The organism is Streptomyces sp. RKAG337, from assembly GCF_023701715.1.
GTDB lineage: Bacteria > Actinomycetota > Actinomycetes > Streptomycetales > Streptomycetaceae > Actinacidiphila.
The window spans coordinates 6,690,767-6,709,702 of the sequence record NZ_JAJOZA010000001.1; the positions used below are offsets into that span (position 1 = coordinate 6,690,767).

Annotated in this window: 14 protein-coding genes; 9 read left to right on the forward strand and 5 right to left on the reverse strand. The window is 72.6% G+C overall.

The features are described 5' to 3' along the window. Positions 1-29: 29 nt before the first annotated feature. Both ung and LNW73_RS29715 read left to right on the forward strand, forming a co-directional pair. A complete protein-coding gene (gene ung / locus LNW73_RS29710) occupies positions 30-707 on the forward strand; it encodes a uracil-DNA glycosylase (protein ID WP_250980047.1) in 678 nt (225 codons plus the stop codon). 122 nt (positions 708-829) lie between these two features. Then, entirely contained in the window at positions 830-1,279 is a 450-nt protein-coding gene (locus LNW73_RS29715; protein ID WP_250980046.1) for a hypothetical protein, read from the forward strand. Here the strand turns inward: LNW73_RS29715 and LNW73_RS29720 are convergent. Next, positions 1,267-1,644: a hypothetical protein gene (locus LNW73_RS29720; RefSeq protein WP_250974640.1), complete on the reverse strand. Its 378-nt coding sequence runs from the start codon at positions 1,642-1,644 to the stop codon at positions 1,267-1,269. The two genes, LNW73_RS29715 and LNW73_RS29720, sit on opposite strands and share 13 nt — an antisense overlap. Positions 1,645-1,929: 285 nt before the next feature. Between LNW73_RS29720 and LNW73_RS29725 the strand changes: the two genes are divergently transcribed. Beyond that, positions 1,930-2,829, forward strand: coding sequence for a Gfo/Idh/MocA family protein (locus LNW73_RS29725; protein WP_250993082.1), 900 nt, complete (start codon positions 1,930-1,932; stop codon positions 2,827-2,829). On the opposite strand, the gene lnt is transcribed toward LNW73_RS29725, so the two are convergent. From lnt to LNW73_RS29740, 3 genes are all read right to left on the reverse strand, one after another. Further along, on the reverse strand, positions 2,801-4,321 hold the full coding sequence (lnt, locus tag LNW73_RS29730) for an apolipoprotein N-acyltransferase (RefSeq protein WP_250992011.1): 1,521 nt from the start codon (positions 4,319-4,321) through the stop codon (positions 2,801-2,803). The two genes, LNW73_RS29725 and lnt, sit on opposite strands and share 29 nt — an antisense overlap. Before the next feature lie 130 nt (positions 4,322-4,451). After that, entirely contained in the window at positions 4,452-5,051 is a 600-nt protein-coding gene (locus LNW73_RS29735) for a histidine phosphatase family protein (RefSeq protein WP_250992012.1), read from the reverse strand. Positions 5,052-5,139: 88 nt separating this feature from the next. Then, positions 5,140-6,057, reverse strand: a complete 918-nt coding sequence (locus LNW73_RS29740; RefSeq protein ID WP_250992013.1) for a hypothetical protein — start codon at positions 6,055-6,057, stop codon at positions 5,140-5,142. A 268-nt stretch (positions 6,058-6,325) separates the two neighbouring features. On the opposite strand from LNW73_RS29740, the gene LNW73_RS29745 reads away from it, so the two are divergent. The 6 genes from LNW73_RS29745 (at position 6,326) to LNW73_RS29770 (ending at position 17,587) form a co-directional block, all read left to right on the forward strand. Beyond that, positions 6,326-7,186 (forward strand): polysaccharide deacetylase family protein, encoded by an 861-nt coding sequence (locus LNW73_RS29745; protein WP_250992014.1) that lies wholly within the window; start codon positions 6,326-6,328, stop codon positions 7,184-7,186. A 148-nt stretch (positions 7,187-7,334) separates the two neighbouring features. Then, positions 7,335-7,832 (forward strand): VOC family protein, encoded by a 498-nt coding sequence (locus tag LNW73_RS29750; RefSeq protein ID WP_250974635.1) that lies wholly within the window; start codon positions 7,335-7,337, stop codon positions 7,830-7,832. A 334-nt stretch (positions 7,833-8,166) separates the two neighbouring features. Then, positions 8,167-8,601 carry a subtilase-type protease inhibitor gene (locus LNW73_RS29755; protein WP_250992015.1) on the forward strand — a complete coding sequence of 145 codons (435 nt, stop codon included), beginning with the start codon at positions 8,167-8,169 and terminating at the stop codon, positions 8,599-8,601. 352 nt (positions 8,602-8,953) lie between these two features. Then, a complete protein-coding gene (locus tag LNW73_RS29760) occupies positions 8,954-13,042 on the forward strand; it encodes a Pls/PosA family non-ribosomal peptide synthetase (protein ID WP_250992016.1) in 4,089 nt (1,362 codons plus the stop codon). Further along, on the forward strand, positions 13,042-14,406 hold the full coding sequence (locus LNW73_RS29765; protein ID WP_250992017.1) for a M1 family metallopeptidase: 1,365 nt from the start codon (positions 13,042-13,044) through the stop codon (positions 14,404-14,406). The genes LNW73_RS29760 and LNW73_RS29765 overlap by 1 nt, the downstream gene beginning before the upstream one ends. Before the next feature lie 238 nt (positions 14,407-14,644). Beyond that, positions 14,645-17,587: a glycoside hydrolase family 3 C-terminal domain-containing protein gene (locus LNW73_RS29770; protein WP_250992018.1), complete on the forward strand. Its 2,943-nt coding sequence runs from the start codon at positions 14,645-14,647 to the stop codon at positions 17,585-17,587. Here LNW73_RS29770 and LNW73_RS29775 read toward each other — a convergent pair. Next, on the reverse strand, positions 17,574-18,713 hold the full coding sequence (locus LNW73_RS29775; protein ID WP_250992019.1) for a M4 family metallopeptidase: 1,140 nt from the start codon (positions 18,711-18,713) through the stop codon (positions 17,574-17,576). The genes LNW73_RS29770 and LNW73_RS29775 overlap by 14 nt on opposite strands. Positions 18,714-18,936 lie beyond the last annotated feature (223 nt).

Here is an 18,936-nt window from a genome sequence, read left to right on the forward strand (position 1 = left end):
GTGTACCGGAGGTTCCTGACGTGCCCAGCATGCTGCCCGAATCCTGGCAGGACGTCCTCGGCGAGGAGTTGGAGAAGCCGTACTTCCAGCAGCTCACCGAGTTCGTGGAGACCGAGCGGGCCACGCACAAGATCTTCCCGCCCCGGGACGAGGTCTTCGCGGCCCTGGAGGCCACTCCTTTCGACCGGGTGAAGGTGCTGATCCTCGGCCAGGACCCGTACCACGGCGAGGGACAGGGGCACGGGCTGTGCTTCTCGGTGCGGCCGGGCGTGAAGACCCCGCCGTCGCTGCGCAACATCTTCAAGGAGATGAAGGAGGAGCTCGGCCACCCGGTGCCGGACAACGGCTACTTGATGCCGTGGGCCGAGCAGGGCGTCCTGCTGCTCAACGCGGTGCTGACGGTGCGGGAGGGCGAGGCGAACTCGCACAAGAGCAAGGGCTGGGAGAAGGTCACCGACGCGGTGATCAAGGCCGTCTCCGACCGGTCGGACCCGGCGGTGTTCGTGCTGTGGGGGAACTACGCCAAGAAGAAGCTCCCGCTGATCGACACGGAGCGGCACACGGTGATCCAGGGCGCGCACCCCTCACCGCTGTCCGCGAAGCTCTTCTTCGGCAGCCGCCCCTTCACGCAGATCGACGACGCGGTCAAGGCCCAGGGCCACGACCCGATCGACTGGCGGGTGCCCGACCTCGGTGTCCGCGCCTGACCGGGTTTTCCGGACCCTGCGGCTAGCGTCAGCAGGATCAGCGGGAACGGGACGCCCGCGGGGCGCAGGAGGCGGCAGTGACGGATCAGGAACAGGGTTGGGGTGTCGGCCAGGACGCGGTCATGACGCGGATCGGCCAGGTCATGATGCTGCTGCACGGCGGCGACCGTGAAGAGGCCAGGACCCGGTTCGGTCGACTGTGGGAGGAGATCGGCGAGGACGGCGATCCCCTCCACCGCTGCACGCTCGCGCACTTCATGGCCGACACCCAGGACGATCCCGAGGACGAACTGGAGTGGGACCTCAGAGCCCTGCGGGCGGCCGACGGTCTCTCCGACGAACGCACCGGCCGGCACCACGAGTCGCTCGCCGTGCGGGGCTTCTATCCGTCACTGCACCTGAACCTCGCCGCCGACTACCTGAAGGTCGGCGAGCGGGAGCTGGCGCGCAACCACCTCGTCCGGGCGAGGAGCGCCTCGGGGGCGCTCGGTGACGACGACTACGGCGACGGCCTGCGGGCCGCGATCGGACGGATGGAGCTGAGGCTGGACGGCTCCGGTCACCGGCCGTAGGACTCGTGGCAGATCCGCGCCGCGGCGCTGTCCTCGGCCCAGCCGCCGTACGTCTCGCCCAGCGCGCAGACCCCCGCCCCGCCGGGCAGTGACGCCGCCGGGCGGGGGTGCGGAGCCGCCTTGGCGGCGGGCACCGGATCACGTTCCGCGGGCGCCACCGGAGTCCGTGCCCGGTGATGGCGCCGCACGGGCTGCGGGGGCGCGGGAGCCGCGGCGGAGGCCGGGGGACCGGGGTCCGGTTCTTGCACCGGTACGGTCGCGAGCGACTGCTGGTCCGGCTGCCGGACGACCGTCCGGTCCTGGGGGAGCGGGAGGACGGGCAACACCGGCGCCGACGAGGGGCCGGGGGCGGGCTGCGAGGGCACCGTCGTACACCCGGTGACGGCCGAGGCCGCCGCAATGAGCACTACTGCTGCTAAATGACGCATTCGGACAACTCTGCCGGTCGGCGGCACCGTTGGGTATTCCCCGCAGGAGTGACGCGGAGTGACACCGCCGGAGGACGGCTCCGGCAGGCCCCGTATGCTGCCAGAACACATCGGACCTGTCGCCACGGCGACGCGGGCGGCGACGCGCGCGGCAGCGGCGGCGGGCGCGGTCGAGCGGTAGCGGCAGAACGGGAGAGGCACATGGGATCCGGCAACGCCCCCCTGAAAATCGGGGTGATCGGCCTCGGTGACATCGCCCAGAAGGCGTATCTGCCGGTGCTCGCCGCCCAGCCGGGGATCGAAGTGCACCTGCACACCCGTACCCCCGCCACCCTGGACCGGGTCGGTGACGCCCTCCGGCTGCCGCACCGGCACACCAGCCTGGACGCGCTGATCGGGCAGGGGCTCGACGCCGCCTTCGTGCACGCGCCCACCGACCGGCACGTCGAGATCACCGAGGCGCTGATCGAAGCCGGTGTCCCGGCCTATGTCGACAAGCCGTTCGCGCCCGACCTCGACGGGGCGCGGCACCTGGTGAACCTCGCCGAGCAGCGCCGGGTCAGCCTGATGGCCGGCTTCAACCGCCGCTACGCGCCGGGCTACACCCAGTGCGCGGACCACCCGCGCGATCTGATCCTGATGCAGAAGAACCGGGTCGGGCTCGCCGAGGAGCCCCGCTCCGTGGTGTTCGACGACTTCATCCATGTCGTCGACACCCTGCGCTATCTCGCGCCCGGGCCCATCGAGCACACCGACGTCCGCGCCAAGATCCGCGACGGCCTGCTGCACCACGTCGTCCTGCAGCTGTCCGGCGACGGGTTCACCGCCATCGGCACGATGAACCGGATGAGCGGCTCCACCGAGGAGATCCTCGAGGTGAGCGGCGACGACACCAAGCGCCAGGTCGTCAATCTCGCCGACGTCATCGACCACAAGGGCCAGCCCACCCTGCGCCGCCGCGGCGACTGGGTTCCGGTCGCCCGCCAGCGCGGCATCGAGCAGATCATCCTGGTCTTCCTGGACGCGGTGCGCAGCGGCAAGCTGCTCGACGCCCAGGACGCGCTGCGCACCCATGAACTGTGCGAGCGGATCGTCACCGCGATTCGCGAGCAGTCCGCCTGACCCGCAGCGAGACCTCGTACCCCGCGGCCAGCACGACGATCAGCAGCGCGAGGTGCGGCACCCAGTCGCCGAACCGGACGTACGGGCTGCGGCCCTCCGACAGCGGCACCTGGTACACCGCCGCCGTGCTGGCGCTGGTGCCCAGCCATGAGCCCACCTGCCGCCCCTGGCCGTCGTAGACCGCGCTCACCCCGGTCAGGGTGGCGTGCACCATCGGACGCCAGGTCTCCGCGGCCCGCAGCGCGGCGAGCGAGGCGTGCTGGGGCGGTGCCCAACTGCCCTGGAACGACGAGGTGGACGACTGCGCCACCAGCAGCTGCGCCCCGTCGTCGACCAGCTTCCGGCTCATGTCGGGAAAGGCCGACTCGAAGCACACCAGCGGCCCGAAGCGCAGGTTCCCGGCGGTCATGACCACCTGGCGGTCGCCGCGCCTGCGGTCCTCGCCGGCCGCCTTACCGACCGATGTGGCCCAGCCCAGTACCGAGCGGAACGGGATGTACTCGCCGAACGGCACCAGACGCATCTTGTCGTAGCTCGGGCCGGTGATGCCGTCCGCCCCCACCAGCACCGACGTCTTCGAGATACCGCGCCCGTCGGCCCGCTGGGCGTCCACGTTCACCAGGACGTCCGCGTCGACCTCCCGGGCGAGCGCGGCGAGCCGGTCGGCGAGGTCCGGCCGGGACGACAGGTCGAAGCCGACGCTGCTCTCGCCCCACACCACCAGGTCCACCCGCTGCCCGGCGAGCGTGCGGGTCAGCTGTTCCTCGCGGTCGAACCGGGCCTCAGCCCCCTCGATCACACCCGGCTGCACCACCGCGATCCGTACCGTCCCGGTCCGGTCGGGCACCGGCGCGCCCAGCCACACGGCGGTCGTGCCGACCGCCACCGCGGCCAGCGCGGCGCCGGCCGGGGCGCGGACGGAGGGCGCCGCGATCAGCGCCGCCACCGCCGTGTTCACCGTCACGACCAGCGCGCTGATCAGCCAGACCCCGCCGACCGACGCCAGCCGCAGCGCGGGGGCGACCTGCCACTGACTGGCCCCCAACAGCCCCCACGGACCGCCCAGGTACTGCCAGGAGCGCGCCAGCTCGACCATCAGCCATCCGCACGGCGCAAGCACCATGGCGGCGGCCACCCGCCGCGGGCCGGGCCGCCCGCCCAGCGTCCGCCGCAGCAGCCACCCCCACGGCGCCCACAGGGTCCCCAGCAGCAGGGCCAGCACGACGATGAAGACGTTGAGGCTCGGGAACAGCCAGTGGTGCACGGCCAGCATGAAGCCGGCCCCGCCCAGCCAGCCGTCGAGTGCGGCGCGGCGGCCCGTCGGCGCGGAGCGCGTGAGCAGGATCCACGGCACCAGCGCCACGTAGGCCAGCCACCAGAGCGACAGCGCGGGGAAGGCGAGCGCCGGCAACGCGCCCGCCGCGGCCGCGGCGAGGCCGCGCGTCCAGGGCGAGGTGAGGCGGGATACCTGCCGGTCGGCTGTCACCGTCATACCCGCTCCCTAGTGAGTGCTTCGCCTCAGTGTCGGGGGTGCGGACGCCTCGTGCACAGAGGACGACATCGAGGTGACCCGGCGTGTCCCGGAGCACTCCGGCCCGCAGGGTGCGGCTGCCCGGTGCGGCTCAGGGCATGCGGTTCCAGGACACGAGGACCGGACGGCCGTGCTCGGTGCCGATCCGGCTGACGGTCCCGGTGGCCAGCTGGAACAGGGCGCCGTCCGCCGCCGGGAGTCCCAGCCGGCGGGCGGTCAGCACCCGCAGGAAGTGGGCGTGGGCCACCAGGACGATGTCCCCGGCGTCCCCGAGATCGCGGAACGCGGCGTCCACCCGGGCGAGCACCCGGTCGGCGCGCGCGCCGACCTCCGCCGGCAGCTCGCCGGGGTGCCCGGGGACACCGGGGGGCACGCCGTCGGTCCACAGGTCCCAGTCCGGCCGCGTCCGGTGGATCTCGTTCGTGGTGATGCCCTCGTAGCTGCCGTAGTCCCACTCGTGCATATCGGGATCGACGGTGGTGCTGGCGAGGCCCGCGAGCTCGGCGGTGTGCACCGCGCGTCCGAACGGGCTGGTCAGGACGAGCGCGATGCGGAACTCCGCCAGCAGGGGTGCCAGACCGCGCGCCTGCTCCTCGCCCCGGGCGGTGAGCGGCAGGTCGGTGTAGCTGGTGTGCTGCCCCGACGCGCTCCACTCGGTCTCGCCGTGCCGGACCAGGATCAGTTCACCCATGGCGGGTCCCTCTTCTCTTTCGTGCTCAACCCCCGCGACGCTACGCCCAGCGGCCGCGCAAGATCGCGCACCCCCCTCCGCCGCCGTGTCAGCTTCCGGCGGGGGCGAGCTCGACCGCCGGTTCCGCGGCGTCGGCGCCCGCCGGCTGCCCGTACCAGGCGACGGCCACCGCGCCCGTCACGGCCAGGACGAAGCCGGCGATCGCCACCCAGCCGAAGCCGTCGCGGGAGGTGTCGCCGAGCCAGAGCACCCCGAGGATGCCCGGGACCACGGTCTCGCCGACCACCAGCGCGGCCGTGGCGCCGTTGATCGAACCGATCTGCAGGGCCACCGTGTGCAGGTACATGCCGCCGATGCCGGCGACCAGGATCGCGTACAGGGCGGGGTCCGCCAGCAGCGTCGGGAGGTCGAACGGGTCCACGCCGTCCAGCACCCGCACGCCGACGCCCAGGGCGCCGAAGCCCAGCCCGGACAGCAGACCGGCCAGGATCGCGCCGCGGGCGCCGAGCCGGCGTACCAGCAGGCTGCCGGCCCCGATGATCGTCACGGCGGTGGCGAGCAGCCACCAGTGGGTGGCGCGTGCGGTGTGACCGCTGCCCTCGGGACCCGCCGCCGTGGCCAGCAGCACCAGGGCGGAGCAGACGACACCGATGGAGATCCACTCGGGCCGGCTCAGCCGGATGCCGAGCATCCTGATGCTCAGCACCGCGGTGATCACCAGGTTGGCGCTGATCACCGTCTGGGAGAGGAACAGCGGCAGCAGCCGGGCGGCCAGTGCCCCGAGCCCGAAGCCGATGAAGTCCAGCACCGTGCCGAGCATGAACTCCCAGGTCACGGCGGCCTTGGCGGTGGAGGACAGGCTCGGGCCGCCGTGCTCGGTGGTGCCGGTGGTCGAGGCGGCGGCCGCCTCGAGGCGGGCCGACCTGCGTGATCCCACGGCCTGTAGGACCGACCCCGTGCCGTAGCAGGCCGATGCCGCGACGGCTGTCAGAAGGCCGATGTACACCAAGAGCTCCGTTCCCGTACCACTGTGTCCTGCCGCGGAGATCGTCTCCTCCGGTCTACTGGACGCGCTGCCGGGGACGAAAGTTCCGTAAACCGGGCGCCGGGTGTCCGGATGCCGCGCCGACACTCCGGCTCCGCGATCTTCTTCGGCCACTGGACCGGTCACATCGTATGGTCATCGGAATTGGCTGGCAGCGGCCGGGCACGTGCGTCATGGATCATGTACGGGGGAACGGATGTCGCTGGGTCGCCGGTTGATGCTCACGGCCGTGGCGGGCGGATTTCTGGCGGGGTGCACCTCGGCGCCCGACCCGGCCGAACGGTCGCCGGAACCGTCGTCCCCGCCCGGGCCCGGCATCGTCCCCGCACCGTCCGCTCTGCGACCGTCCCCCGCACCGCCGTCGCCCAAGCCGGCTCCCCGGGTCACCCGGGCCGCGACCGTCGCCCGCTACGGCCGGATGACCCCCACCGGCTGGGGCTTCACCGCTCCCGGGGTGGTCACCGAGCTGCCGTCCGCCGCGGGACGGGCGATAGCGCTGACCTTCGACGCGTGCGGCGGGCCGGGCGGTGGCGGCTACGACCGGGAGCTGATCGACCTGCTGCGGACCCGCAAGGTGCCCGCGACGCTCTTCCTCAACGCGCGCTGGATCGACGCCAACCGCGCGCACTTCGAGCAGCTCGCGAGCGATCCGCTGTTCGAGATCGCCAACCACGGGACGCGCCACCGGCCGCTGTCGGTATCGGGCCGCTCCGCGTACGGCATCGCCGGGACGCGCGACGCGGGGGAGGTCTTCGACGAGGTCGCGGGGAACCAGGACAAGCTCACCGCGCTGCTCGGACATCCGCCGCGGTTCTTCCGCTCCGGCACCGCGTACTGCGACGACATCGCGGCGCGCATCGTCGCCGAACTGGGGGAGCGGTTCGCCGGATTCAGCGTCAACGCCGACGCGGGGGCCACGTTCACCCCCTCCCAGGTGCGTAGCGCCGCGCTCACGGCGACCGCCGGATCGATCGTCATCGGCCATATGAACCACCCCGCCGGCGGTACGGCCGAGGGCATGGCCCGGGCCCTGCCCGGGCTGCTCGCGGCCGGCCACCGGTTCGTCCGGCTCTCCGACGCCGTGCACTGAGCGTCGCGGGCGGCGCCACCCGGTAAGCTCCGTCCCTGAGTACTTGAACTTTCAAGGCAGATTGCTTGAAGTTTCAACTGAGTCGGCGTACCGTCGAACCAGGCCCGCCGACCACGGGGCCGACCGATGTCCGACCAGGAGCGCCACCATGCCTGTACGCCGCCTCAACCACGCAGTGCTCTACATCCGCGATGTCGCGCGCGCCGTCGAGTTCTACACCGATGTCTTCGGCTTCAAGGTCGATGTGGAGATCCCCGGGCGGGCCGCCTTCCTCAGCGCCCAGGACACTCTCAACGACCACGACCTCGGCCTCTTCGCGATCGGTGCGGACGCCCCCGGCCCCGAGCAGGGCCGGGTCGGCCTCTACCACCTGGCCTGGGAGGTCGGCACGCTCGGCGAACTCGCCGACACCGCCGCCAAGCTGACGGAGCGCGATTCGCTGGTCGGCGCGACCAACCACGGAGTGTCGAAGTCCCTGTACGCCAAGGACCCCGACGGCAACGAGTTCGAGATCATGTGGCGGGTGCCGCGCGAGGACTGGCCGGCCGGGGACGAGCCGAAGCTGCGGGCGCTGGACCTCCAGGAGTCGCTCGACCGCTGGGGTCCGGACCTGAAGACCGGTGCCGCCGCCGGCTCGGCCACCTGACCCGTCCCGCTCTGCGACTCCTGGCGTACCGCCGACCCCCCTTTCGACCGCGAAAAGCGGTGGTTTCAGGTCGACAGCGGTGGGCCGGGAACCCTCGGGGTCCGACGTTCTCCCAGTTCACGGACGTGCCCCTGTCCGCGCCACGCGCGGGTGTCCGCATGCTGGACGGTTCGGCGGGGGTGCCCTGGGCGGCCACTGAGCTGCCCGTATCGAACAATGAGCCATCGTCCGATCACACACCGCGACCGGAAGTGATCGTTCGAAGTGCAGCCACGAAACACCTCCGTAATACTCCTGTCCGTTATCCGCAACCAACGGAGAAGGAGTGTTCGGAATGCGATACACCCTAGGTGCGATCGGAGTGGGGGCCGCCCTGGCTCTCAGCTGCGTGGCGGGCACCAGTGGGACCGCCCGAGCCGAATCCGCCCAGCCGCACAGTCTGTACGCGCCCTCGTCGATGGTGCTGACCATCGGCAAGGGCGAGGACGCCGCGACCGCCGCTGTCCAGCGGGCCGTGCTGCTGCGCTGTCGCCCCACCGCCGGAGGCGACCACCCGGACGCACAGGCCGCCTGCACCGAACTGACCCTGGCGGGCGGGAACTTCGAGGCGCTGTTAGCCTCCGACCCCAACCGGATCTGCCCCAAGATCTGGGATCCGGTGGTGGTCACCGCGGACGGAGTGTGGCAGGGGCAACGCGTCTCGTACTCCCACACGTACGCGAACACCTGCATCAAGGCAGGGGGTACCGGGGCGGTTTTCGGCTTCTGAAGCCGGAGGTGAACGACTGCACCGAGGCGGGTCGGGGCTGTTGTGATACCGGCCACTCGGGTCAAACCCGGCAGGCCGTGTTCACCTTGCACCGGTAACGTGCCCTTCGGCCCCCTTGCCGCGGCGCGGATGCCGCGGAGCCCGAGCGCAGCGCGGCCCCGGCGGAAGACCCGGATACGGCGCTCACCCGGCGGGCCGGGACGGTCCGTCCCCGGAGCGCGCCCGCGGCACCCGGCAAGCAGTCCACGTACCTCGGAGGGTAAGACATGCGTCCGTTCCTGGCCGGCACTGATCGGATCGACGCGCGCTGTGCGCCGCCGTCCTTCACCCCGGCCGGGAACGGGAGCGCTGTATGACGCTGGCAGAGGCACCCGAGCTGACGCTCGACACACTGATCGACCCCGCGGAGCTCCTGGCACCGCCCCGCGCGGTCTTCTCCGGGAACGGTCCCGCGCCCGAGCGGACCCTGCTCGACATCCTCGCCGAGACCACCCGAAGACACCCGAACGGCGCAGCCGTCGACGACGGTTCCACGGCGCTGAGCTACCGCGCCCTGGCGGCCGAGACCGAGGCGCTGCGGCTGCGGCTCGCGGCGGCGGGCATCGGCGCCGGCGACCGGGTCGGCATCCGGGTGCCGTCCGGCACCAACGACCTGTACATCTCGATCCTCGCGGTGCTGGCGGCAGGCGCCGCCTATGTGCCGGTGGACGCCGAAGACCCCGAAGAACGCGCCGAGTTGGTCTTCTCCGAAGCGGGAGTGAGCGCCGTCATCGGCGCGCACCGCGAGATCCGGCCCTGCGGTACCCCGCACGGCGCCGTGGGCCGGCGGCCCGGACCCGACGACGACGCCTGGATCATCTTCACCTCGGGATCGACCGGCAAGCCCAAGGGCGTTGCCGTCTCCCACCGCAGCGCCGCGGCGTTCGTGGACGCCGAGGCCGGGCTCTTCCTCACCGAGGAGCCCATCGGCCCCGGGGACCGGGTGCTGGCCGGGCTGTCGGTCGCCTTCGACGCCTCCTGCGAGGAGATGTGGCTGGCCTGGCGGTACGGCGCCTGCCTCGTCGCCGCCCCCCGGTCACTGGTCCGCACCGGGCTCGACCTGGGCCCATGGCTGGTCGAACAGCGCATCACCGTCGTGTCGACGGTGCCCACCCTGGCGGCGCTGTGGCCGTCGGAAGCACTCGACGACGTCCGGCTGCTGATCTTCGGCGGCGAGGCGTGCCCGCCCGAACTCGCCGAGCGGATGGCCGTCGAGGGCCGCGAGGTGTGGAACACCTACGGTCCCACCGAGGCCACCGTCGTCGCCTGCGCCGCTCAGCTCACCGGCGAGGGCCCGGTCAGGATCGGGCTGCCGCTCGACGGCTGGGACCTGGCGGTCGTGGACGCGCGGGGCGAGCTCGTGCCCATGGGCGAGGTCGGCGAACTCGTCATCGGCGGGGTCGGGCTGGCCCGTTACCTCGACGCGGACAAGGACGCCGAGAAGTACGCGCCGCTGCCCTCACTGGGCTGGGAGCGCGCCTACCGCAGCGGTGACCTGGTCCGTGCGGACGCCGAAGGGCTGTTGTTCGTCGGCAGGGCGGACGAGCAGATCAAACTGGGCGGCCGCCGGATCGAACTCGGCGAGGTCGACGCGGCGCTGCAGGCGCTGCCGAACGTCGCGGGTGCCGCGGCCGCCGTCCGCACCACCCGGGGCGGCAACCAGATCCTCGTCGGCTATGTGGTGAGCGCGGCGCAGGACACGGCCGCCGACACCCCGGCCGGCGACGAGCCCCCCGACGGCGAAGCGCGGGCCGACCAGGCCCAGGCGGCTGAAGCCCAAGCGGCTGAAGCCCAGACCGACGAAGCCCGGACCGACGAAGCCCGGACCGACGAGGCCGAAGTGGGCGTCGTCAGCAGTGTGTTCGACCCCGTCGACGCGCTGCGCCGGCTGCGCGAGGCGCTGCCCGCCTCGCTCGTGCCGCTCATCGCGGTGGTCGACACGCTGCCCACCCGGACCTCCGGCAAGGTCGACCGGGCCGCGCTGCCCTGGCCGCTGCCCTCCGTGGACACCTCCGGGCAGGAGAGCCCGCTGGAAGGCACCGAGGGGTGGCTCGCGGAACAGTGGGCCGAGATCCTCGGCACCTCCGTCGGCACCGCCGACGCCGAGTTCTTCGCGATCGGCGGCAGCAGCCTCGGCGCCGCCCGCCTGGTCGCCCTCATCCGTGCGCGCTTCCCCAACGTCTCCGTCAGCGACATCTACCAGAACCCGTCGCTGGGCGCGCTGGCCCGCGTCCTGGAGGCGTCGGACGCCCGCGAGAGCGCCGTGCGGACCGTACGGCCCACCCCGCGGCGCGCCGGCGCCGTACAACTGGCGCTGATGCTCCCCCTGCTGACGATCTCGGGGCTGCGCTGGGCCGTGGGCGTCGCCGCCCTGAACAACGTGCTCGCCCGGTACGGGGACTTCCCGTGGGCGCCCGCCGTGTCCTGGTGGTGGGTGGCGCTGGGCTGGCTGCTGTGCGTCAGCTCGGCCGGCCGGGTCGCCGTCGCGGCCGGCGGCGCGCGGCTGCTGCTGCGCGGGGTCCGGCCCGGCACCTATCCGCGCGGCGGCAGCGTCCACCTGCGGCTGTGGACCGCGGAACGCCTCGCCGAGCGCGTCGGCGCCAACCGGCTGACCGGCACCTGGATCACCCACTACGCCCGGGCGCTCGGCGCGCGGATCGGTGCGGACGCCGATCTGCACTCGCTGCCGCCCGTCACCGGGATGCTGCGGCTCGGCAAGGGCTGCGCCGTCGAACCCGAGGTGGACCTGTCCGGCCACTGGCTCGACGGCGACCTGCTGCACATCGGCAAGATCCGGATCGGCGCGGCGGCCACGGTCGGCGCGCGCAGCACCCTGTTCCCCGGCGCCCGCGTCGGCAAGCGCGCCGAGATCGCGCCGGGCTCCGGAGTGACCGGGGCGGTACCGGCCGGCCAGCGCTGGTCGGGCGTTCCCGCGGCCCGCTCCGGCAAGGCCGCCCACCGCTGGCCCGGCAGCCGCCCGCCGCGCACCCGTGGGTGGTCCCTGGTCTACGGCCTCACCTCCACCGCGCTGGGCCTGCTGCCCGCGCTCGCGGCGCTGCCAGGACTGCTGACGCTGCTGCTCTTCGTCCGCGGCGAGTCCGCGCCCGGCGACGTGCTCGCCGCCGCGCTGATCGCCGTACCGCTCGCCACGGTCGTCTCGCTGGCCACCTACGCGCTGCTCGTCCTGGTCCTGGTCAGGGCGCTGGGCACCGGACTGCGCGAGGGATATCACGCCGTGCACAGCGCCGTCGCCTGGCGGGCCTGGGCCACCGAGCGGCTGATGAACACCGCCCGCGTCGTGCTCTTCCCGCTGTACGCGAGCCTCTTCACGCCGGTGTGGCTGCGCGCCCTGGGCATGAAGGTCGGGCGGCGCGTCGAGGCGTCGACCGTCCTGGCGCTGCCCGCGATGACCACGGTCGGCGACGGCGCGTTCCTCGCCGACGACACGATGGTCGCCACCTACGAGCTGGGCGGCGGGTGGATGCGCATCGCCGCCGCCCGGGTCGGCAAGCGGGCGTTCCTGGGCAACTCCGGGATGACCGCGCCCGGCCGCTCGGTACCGAAGAACGGCCTGGTCGGTGTCCTGTCCTCGACGCCGAAGGGCGCCAAGGCGGGCAGCTCCTGGCTGGGCATGCCGCCGATGAAGCTGCCCCGGGCCGCCGAGGCCGGCGACCAGAGCCGTACCTACGACCCGCCACGCGCCCTGATGGTGGCGCGCGCCGCCGTCGAGGTGTGCCGGGTCGTCCCGGTCATGTGCACCGTCGCCCTCGCGGTCCTGTTCGTGGGCGCGTTCGAGGCCCTGGTGAGCACGGCGGGACTCGTCGTCGCCGCCCTGTGCGGCGGTCTGCTGATGGCGGCCGCGGGTCTGCTGGCGTGCGTGGTCGCCGCCGCGGCCAAGTGGCTGCTGGTCGGCAGGTTCCGGACGGTCGAGCATCCGCTGTGGAGCTCGTTCGTGTGGCGCAACGAGCTCGCGGACACCTTCGTCGAGGTGCTCGCCGTGCCGTGGCTGGTGGGATCGGTCCCCGGCACCCCGCTGATGAACCTGTGGCTGCGCACGCTCGGCGCGCGGATCGGACGCGGCGCCTGGTGCGAGACGTACTGGCTGCCGGAGGCCGACCTCGTGCGGGTCGGCGCCGGGGCCACCGTCAACCGGGGCTGCGTGGTGCAGACCCATCTGTTCCACGACCGGATCATGCGCATGGACACGGTCACGCTGGGGGATGGTTCAACCCTGGGTCCGCATGGCATCGTGCTCCCCGGCGCGACCGTCGGGCCGCGCACCACCATCGGTCCCGCGTCGCTCGTCATGCGCGGCGAATCGGTGCCCGAGGGCACCCGCTGGCTCGGCAACCCGATCGCCGCCTGGCACACCGACCGGCACGCAGAGGGGACCCGCAGTTAGTGAACAAGGCACCGGGGGGCGGCCGTGCGGCCGCCCCGGCCAGGCCCGGGGCGGCCGTCTCCACCGATTCGTACCTGCCCGAGCACGGCAACGGCGGCTACCGCACGGTGCGCTACGACCTGGAGCTGGACTTCCGGCCGAGCGCCGACCGGTTGTCCGGCCGGGCCCGGATCTCCGCGGTCACCGAGCACGCGCTCTCCGAGTTCAGCCTCGACCTCGGAGCGTTCCGGATCGACCGGGTCCTGGTGGACGGCAAGCGGCCCGCCCGCTACACCCACCGCGCCGGGAAGCTGCGGGTGCGCCCCGCCCGTGAACTGCCCGCGGGCACGCCCTTCACCGTCGAGGTGCGTTACGTCGGCACCCCGCGGCCGATCCGCAGCCGCTACTGGGGCGACCTGGGCTGGGAGCCGCTGGAGTACGGCGCGCTGGTGGCCGCCCAGCCGATCGGCGCGCCCTCCTGGTTCCCCTGCAACGACCACCCGTCGGACAAGGCCGTCTACCGCATCACGGTGACGGCGCCGACGGTGTGCACGGTGCTCGCCAACGGCACCCTGGAGTCGTGCACCATCGGCGGTTCCACCACGACCTGGGTCTACGAGCAGCGGGCGCCGATGGCCAGCTATCTCGCCAGCGTCCAGATCGGCCCCTACGAGCTGGTGGAGCACCTCGGCGGCCCGATCGCGCAGCCCGCGGCCGTCCCGGTCGCCCTGCTCGCCCCGTTCGCCCACGACTTCGGCCGCCAGCCGGAGATGATGGAGCTGTTCCAGGACCTCTTCGGGCCGTACCCCTTCGACGACTACGCGGTGGTCGTGGTCGACGAGGAGCTGGAGGTGCCGGTCGAGGCGCAGGCCCTGTCGGTCTTCGGCGCCAACCACGTCGACGGCCGGCGCGGCTTCGAGCGCCTGGTGGCCCATGAGCTGGCCCACCAGTGGTTCGGCAACAGCCTCACCCTCGCCGACTGGCGTCACATCTGGCTGAACGAGGGCTTCGCCTGCTACGCCGAATGGCTGTGGTCGGAGGCCGCGGGCGGCGCCCCCGCCACCGTGCTGGCCACCCGCGCGCACACCCGGCTCGCCGGACTGCCGCAGGATCTGCGGCTCGCCGACCCGGGCGTACGGCGGATGTTCGACGACCGGCTCTACAAGCGCGGTGCGCTCACGCTGCACGCACTGCGGACGACCATGGGCGACACCGCGTTCTTCGCGCTGCTGCGCACCTGGACGTCGCAGCACCGCCACCGCACCGTCACCACCGAGCAGTTCACCGCGCTCGCGCAGGAGTACACCCCGCGCCCGCTGGACGCCCTGTTCACCGCGTGGCTGCGCGAGCCCCGGCTCCCGGCACTGCCGCGGGCCGGCGACTGAGCGCACTCGGCACCACGACACCCGGCACCCCGCTCCACGACGGTGTGCCGGCCTGCCGACACACCCGGAACAGCCCTGGATGCCGGGATATGTCATACAAGCTGTATAGGCTCGGCGTCGCAATATGGGCTAAATCGGTCAATTCCTATCATCATCTGGGCTTTGCAGGCCGAGAAGTGAAGGTCCGTCACCGGTTCGCCCTCTCACAGCTGCGGTGATCAGCGACTAGGAGACGCCCGTGCCAGGCACTCCCCACTTCTCCCTACGGCGCGGCGCCACCCGCCGCGGAACCCGTCCCCGGACCCGTCGCGGACGTCCGCGGCACCTCGCCGTCCTGCTCGTGGCGGCCCTGTCGGCCAGCCTGACGCCCGCGGTGGCGGGATCGGCGGCGCAGGCCGCGCCGGGCTCCGACCCCGTCCCCTGCGGCATCACGACAGCGGCGCTGAACCGGCCCGCCACCGCCTCGTCGACCGAGCGGTCCGACACCCCGGCAGCGGCGGCGTTCGACGGCAACGCGGGCACCCGCTGGTCCAGCGCCGCCGCCGATCCGCAGTGGCTGCAGGTCGACCTCGGCTCCAGCCGACCGGTCTGCGGAGTCCAGCTGGCCTGGGAGAACGCGTACGCGAGGGCGTACCGGATCCAGGTCTCCGACGACGGCACCGACTGGACCACCGTCTACTCCACCACCGCGGGCCAGGGCGGCATCGAGACGGTGGCGCTGAACGGCACCGGCCGCTACGTACGGCTGACCGGCATCCAGCGCGCCACCTCCTGGGGCTATTCGCTCTGGGAGTTCAGCGTCCTCACCCCCGGCGGCACCAGCAGCCCGGCGACCGGCGGCGACGGCAGCTGCCCCTGGTCGGGGTCCAGCGCACCCGTGGCCGAGCGCGTCACGCGGCTCATGGCGCAGATGACACAGGCCCAGAAGATCCAGATGGTGCACGGCACCGGCAACACCACGCCGTACGTCGGGAACCTCGCCGCGATCCCGTCCCTGTGCATCCCCTCGATGGGCTTCCACGACGGCCCCGGCGGGGTGGGCGACGCTTTCTCCGGGGTGACCCAGCTGCCCGCGCCCGTGTCGGCCGCGGCCGGCTGGGACACCGCGCTGCAGCACCAGTACGGCGCCGTCGCCGGGAACGAGTTCGCGGGCAAGGGCGCCGATGTGGCGCTCGGCCCGACCCTCAACATCGTGCGTGACCCGCGCTGGGGCCGGGCCTTCGAGAGCTACAGCGAGGACCCCTACCTGTCCGGCGAGATGGCCGTCGCCAACATCCAGGGCATCCAGAGCCAGGGCGTCATGGCGCAGGCCAAGCATGTGGCGGTCTACAACCAGGAGACCAACCGCAACGGGCCGAAGGACAACGCGGTCATCGACACCCGCACCTTGCAGGAGATCTATCTGCCCGGGTTCCAGACCGCCGTCAGCAAGGGCGCGGCGGCGTCGGTGATGTGCGGCTACGGCACCGTCAACGGCGCCTACGACTGCCAGCACCCGTATCTGCTGAACACCGCCCTCTACCAGCAGGCGGACTTCGGCGGATTCGTCACCAGCGACTGGCGCGCGACGCACTCCACCGTGGAGTCCGCGAACAGCGGGATGACGATGGAGATGCCCGGCGGGTACTACTACTCCAACTACCTCGCCCAGGCGGTCGCCGACGGCCAGGTGAGCCAGGCCACGCTGGACACCATGGTGAGCCGGGTGCTCACCCAGATGTTCGCCTTCGGCCTCTTCGACCGGAAGCACACCGGGTCGACCACGGCTCTGGTCACCACCCCCGCCCACCAGGCGACCGCCCGTCAGGTCGCGGAACAGGGCAGCGTCCTGCTGAAGAACACCGGCGTGCTGCCGCTGTCGACGGCGTCCACGCACTCGATCGCGCTGCTCGGCCCCGACGCCGGCGCGGGGGTGCGCAGCGTGGGCGGCGGCAGTGCCGCCGTCAGCAGTGCCTTCGTCGCCAGTTCCGGCACCGTCTCGCCGCTGGCCGGGCTCCAGAACCGGGTCGCGGGCACCGGCACCACCGTCCAGTACAACGACGGTACGGACATCGCGGCCGCGGTCGCCCTGGCCCGTGCCTCCGATGTGGCGGTCGTCTGCGTCGGGTACGGGGAGAAGGAGGGCGCCGACCTGACGGGCATCGATCTGCCCGCGGAGCAGAACGAGCTGGTGGCGCAGGTCGCGGCCGCCAACCCGAGGACCGTGGTGGTCCTCAACACCGGCTCCGCGGTCACCATGCCGTGGCTGGGCCGGGTGCAGGGCGTGCTGGAGGAGTGGTACGCCGGGCAGGAGGTCGGGAACTCCGTCGCCCGGCTGCTGTTCGGCGACACCAACCCGTCGGGGAAGCTGCCCGTCACCTTCCCGGCGAGCCTGGCCGACGTGCCCGCGCACACCGCGGCCCAGTGGCCGGGCACCGACGGCAAGGTGCAGTACTCGGAGGGGCTGAAGGTCGGCTACCGGTGGTACGACGCCGGCGACGTCACCCCGCTCTTCCCGTTCGGGTTCGGGCTGTCGTACACGACGTTCGCCTTCTCCGGACTCCAGGTCGGCACACCGGACGCGAGCGGCAACGCCACGGTCTCCGCGACCGTCACCAACACCGGCGGCCGCGCCGGCGCGGAGATCGCCCAGCTCTACGTCGGTGCTCCCGCCGCGACGGGTGAACCGGTCCGGCAGCTCAAGGGGTTCCAGCGGGTCGAGCTGCAGCCGGGGGCGAGCCGGCGGGTGCAGTTCACCGTCACCGCGCACGACCTGGCGCACTGGTCGGACACCACGGCCGGCTGGACGACCACCCCGGGCGACTACCGGATCCTGGTCGGCGACTCGTCCCGCAACCTGCCGCTGACCGGGACCCTGACGGTCGGCACACCGCTCTCGGCCAGGACGGTGACCAGCACCGTCACCGGCACGGGCAGCGTCACGGTGACCAACCCGCACGGTATGAGCAGCCGGGCCGGGACCCCGGTGCGGCTGGCCATCGCGGCCCGCGGCACCGGATCCGCCGGATCCGGCCCGGTGTTCACCGCGACCGGGCTGCCCGAGGGCCTGTCGATCAGCCCGGCCGGGGTGATCTCCGGTACCGCGACGGCCCCGGGCACCAGCACCGTCGCCGTCACCGCGACCGGCGCCACCGGGGCGACCGACACGGCCGGCTTCGTGTGGACCGTCAGCCGGCCCTGACCTCGCCGGCGTGGCCGGTCCGCGCCGTGCCGTCGTGAGCGGGCGACGGCACGGCGCGGCCGACCACGTTGACGGCGGTCCACGCGGCGCCGACCGCCGCGTACTGGCTGCTGGCCGCCCCGTACAGGTCGCGCGCCGCGGCGAGGGTCGCGGTCCGCGCCGCGTGGTAGTTGGTGGTGGACGTCATGTACACGGTCAGCGCCCGGTACCAGATCGCCGCCGCGGTGTTCTGCCCGATCCCGGTCAGCACCGAGCCGTTGACGGTCGGGCTGTTGTAGGAGATCCCGTTGATGACCCGGGGGCCGCTGCCCTCGGCGAGCAGGAAGAAGAAGTGGTTGCCGATCCCCGACGCCACGTGCGGGTCGAGGTTCGGGACCGACGTCGACCAGTAGTCGGGTGAGACCCCGTCCCGGGACGGCCGGTCCATGTAGCGCAGCGGGGTGCCGTTCCCGTTGAGGTCGGCCTTCTCGCCGATGAGGTAGTCCGGCACGTCGGCGGGGATGTTCGCGGAGAACTCCACCATGGTGGCGAAGATGTCGGAGGTGCTCTCGTTGAGCGCGCCCGCCTCGCCGCTGTAGGTGAGCCCGGCGGTGGCGGAGGTGATGCCGTGGGTGATCTCGTGCGCGCCGATGTCGATGGTGGTCAGCGGATGGGCGTTGTCCGAGCCGTCGCCGTAGTTGATGCAGCCGCAGGCATCGCTCCAGAAGACGTTGGCGTAGTGGTTGCCGTAGTGGACGACGCTGCGGACACCCTTGCCGTCGTTCCTGACCCCGAGCCGGTTGAACGAGTACTTGAAGTAGTCCCACACGGAGACGGCGGCGAACTGGGCGTCGACGCCCGCGGACTGGAGATTGGTCGGCAGGCCGTTGCCCCAGATGTTGTCCGCGTCGGTGAGGATGGTGTTGGTACGGCCGTCGACGGTGACGGTGTTGCCACGTGTCGGGTCCTGGAGCAGATAGGCCGAGGTCGTCTTCGTGGTGGTCAGCGGGACCTGGCCGTCGTGCACCCCGTAGCCCGTACCGAGGGCGGGGGAGTCGGCGGCGGCCGTTCCGGTGCCCGCGCCCATGACCGACGCCAGCAGCGCCGCGGCCGCGAGAGCGGCCCCGGCGGTGAGTCTCCGTCGCATCTGACTGCCTTCCTGTCGCCGGCGCGGGCGCGGTGGCGCCTCGCTCTTGGGGCGCCGGGTGGGCGCCGGGACGAAGCATGACGGTACGGACACGATCCTTGGCAGGGGCCCGTCAAGAATTGGCGCGCCTTCGCCGGTCAGGAGGCCGGATACGTTCGGCCGGCGGCCGGTATCCGACCCCAGGCGCCCTGGACGCGGCCGGTGCTCCCCTCTACGGTTGCGT

Bases quoted from the DNA above. Each gene is read 5' to 3' on its own strand.
- ung (WP_250980047.1), top strand. From the start codon at position 30: ATGCTGCCCGAATCCTGGCAGGACGTCCTCGGCGAGGAGTTGGAGAAG.
- LNW73_RS29715 (WP_250980046.1), top strand. From the start codon at position 830: ATGACGCGGATCGGCCAGGTCATGATGCTGCTGCACGGCGGCGACCGT.
- lnt (WP_250992011.1), bottom strand. From the start codon at position 4,321: ATGACGGTGACAGCCGACCGGCAGGTATCCCGCCTCACCTCGCCCTGG.
- LNW73_RS29735 (WP_250992012.1), bottom strand. From the start codon at position 5,051: ATGGGTGAACTGATCCTGGTCCGGCACGGCGAGACCGAGTGGAGCGCG.
- LNW73_RS29750 (WP_250974635.1), top strand. From the start codon at position 7,335: ATGCCTGTACGCCGCCTCAACCACGCAGTGCTCTACATCCGCGATGTC.
- LNW73_RS29755 (WP_250992015.1), top strand. From the start codon at position 8,167: ATGCGATACACCCTAGGTGCGATCGGAGTGGGGGCCGCCCTGGCTCTC.
- LNW73_RS29760 (WP_250992016.1), top strand. From the start codon at position 8,954: ATGACGCTGGCAGAGGCACCCGAGCTGACGCTCGACACACTGATCGAC.
- LNW73_RS29775 (WP_250992019.1), bottom strand. From the start codon at position 18,713: ATGCGACGGAGACTCACCGCCGGGGCCGCTCTCGCGGCCGCGGCGCTG.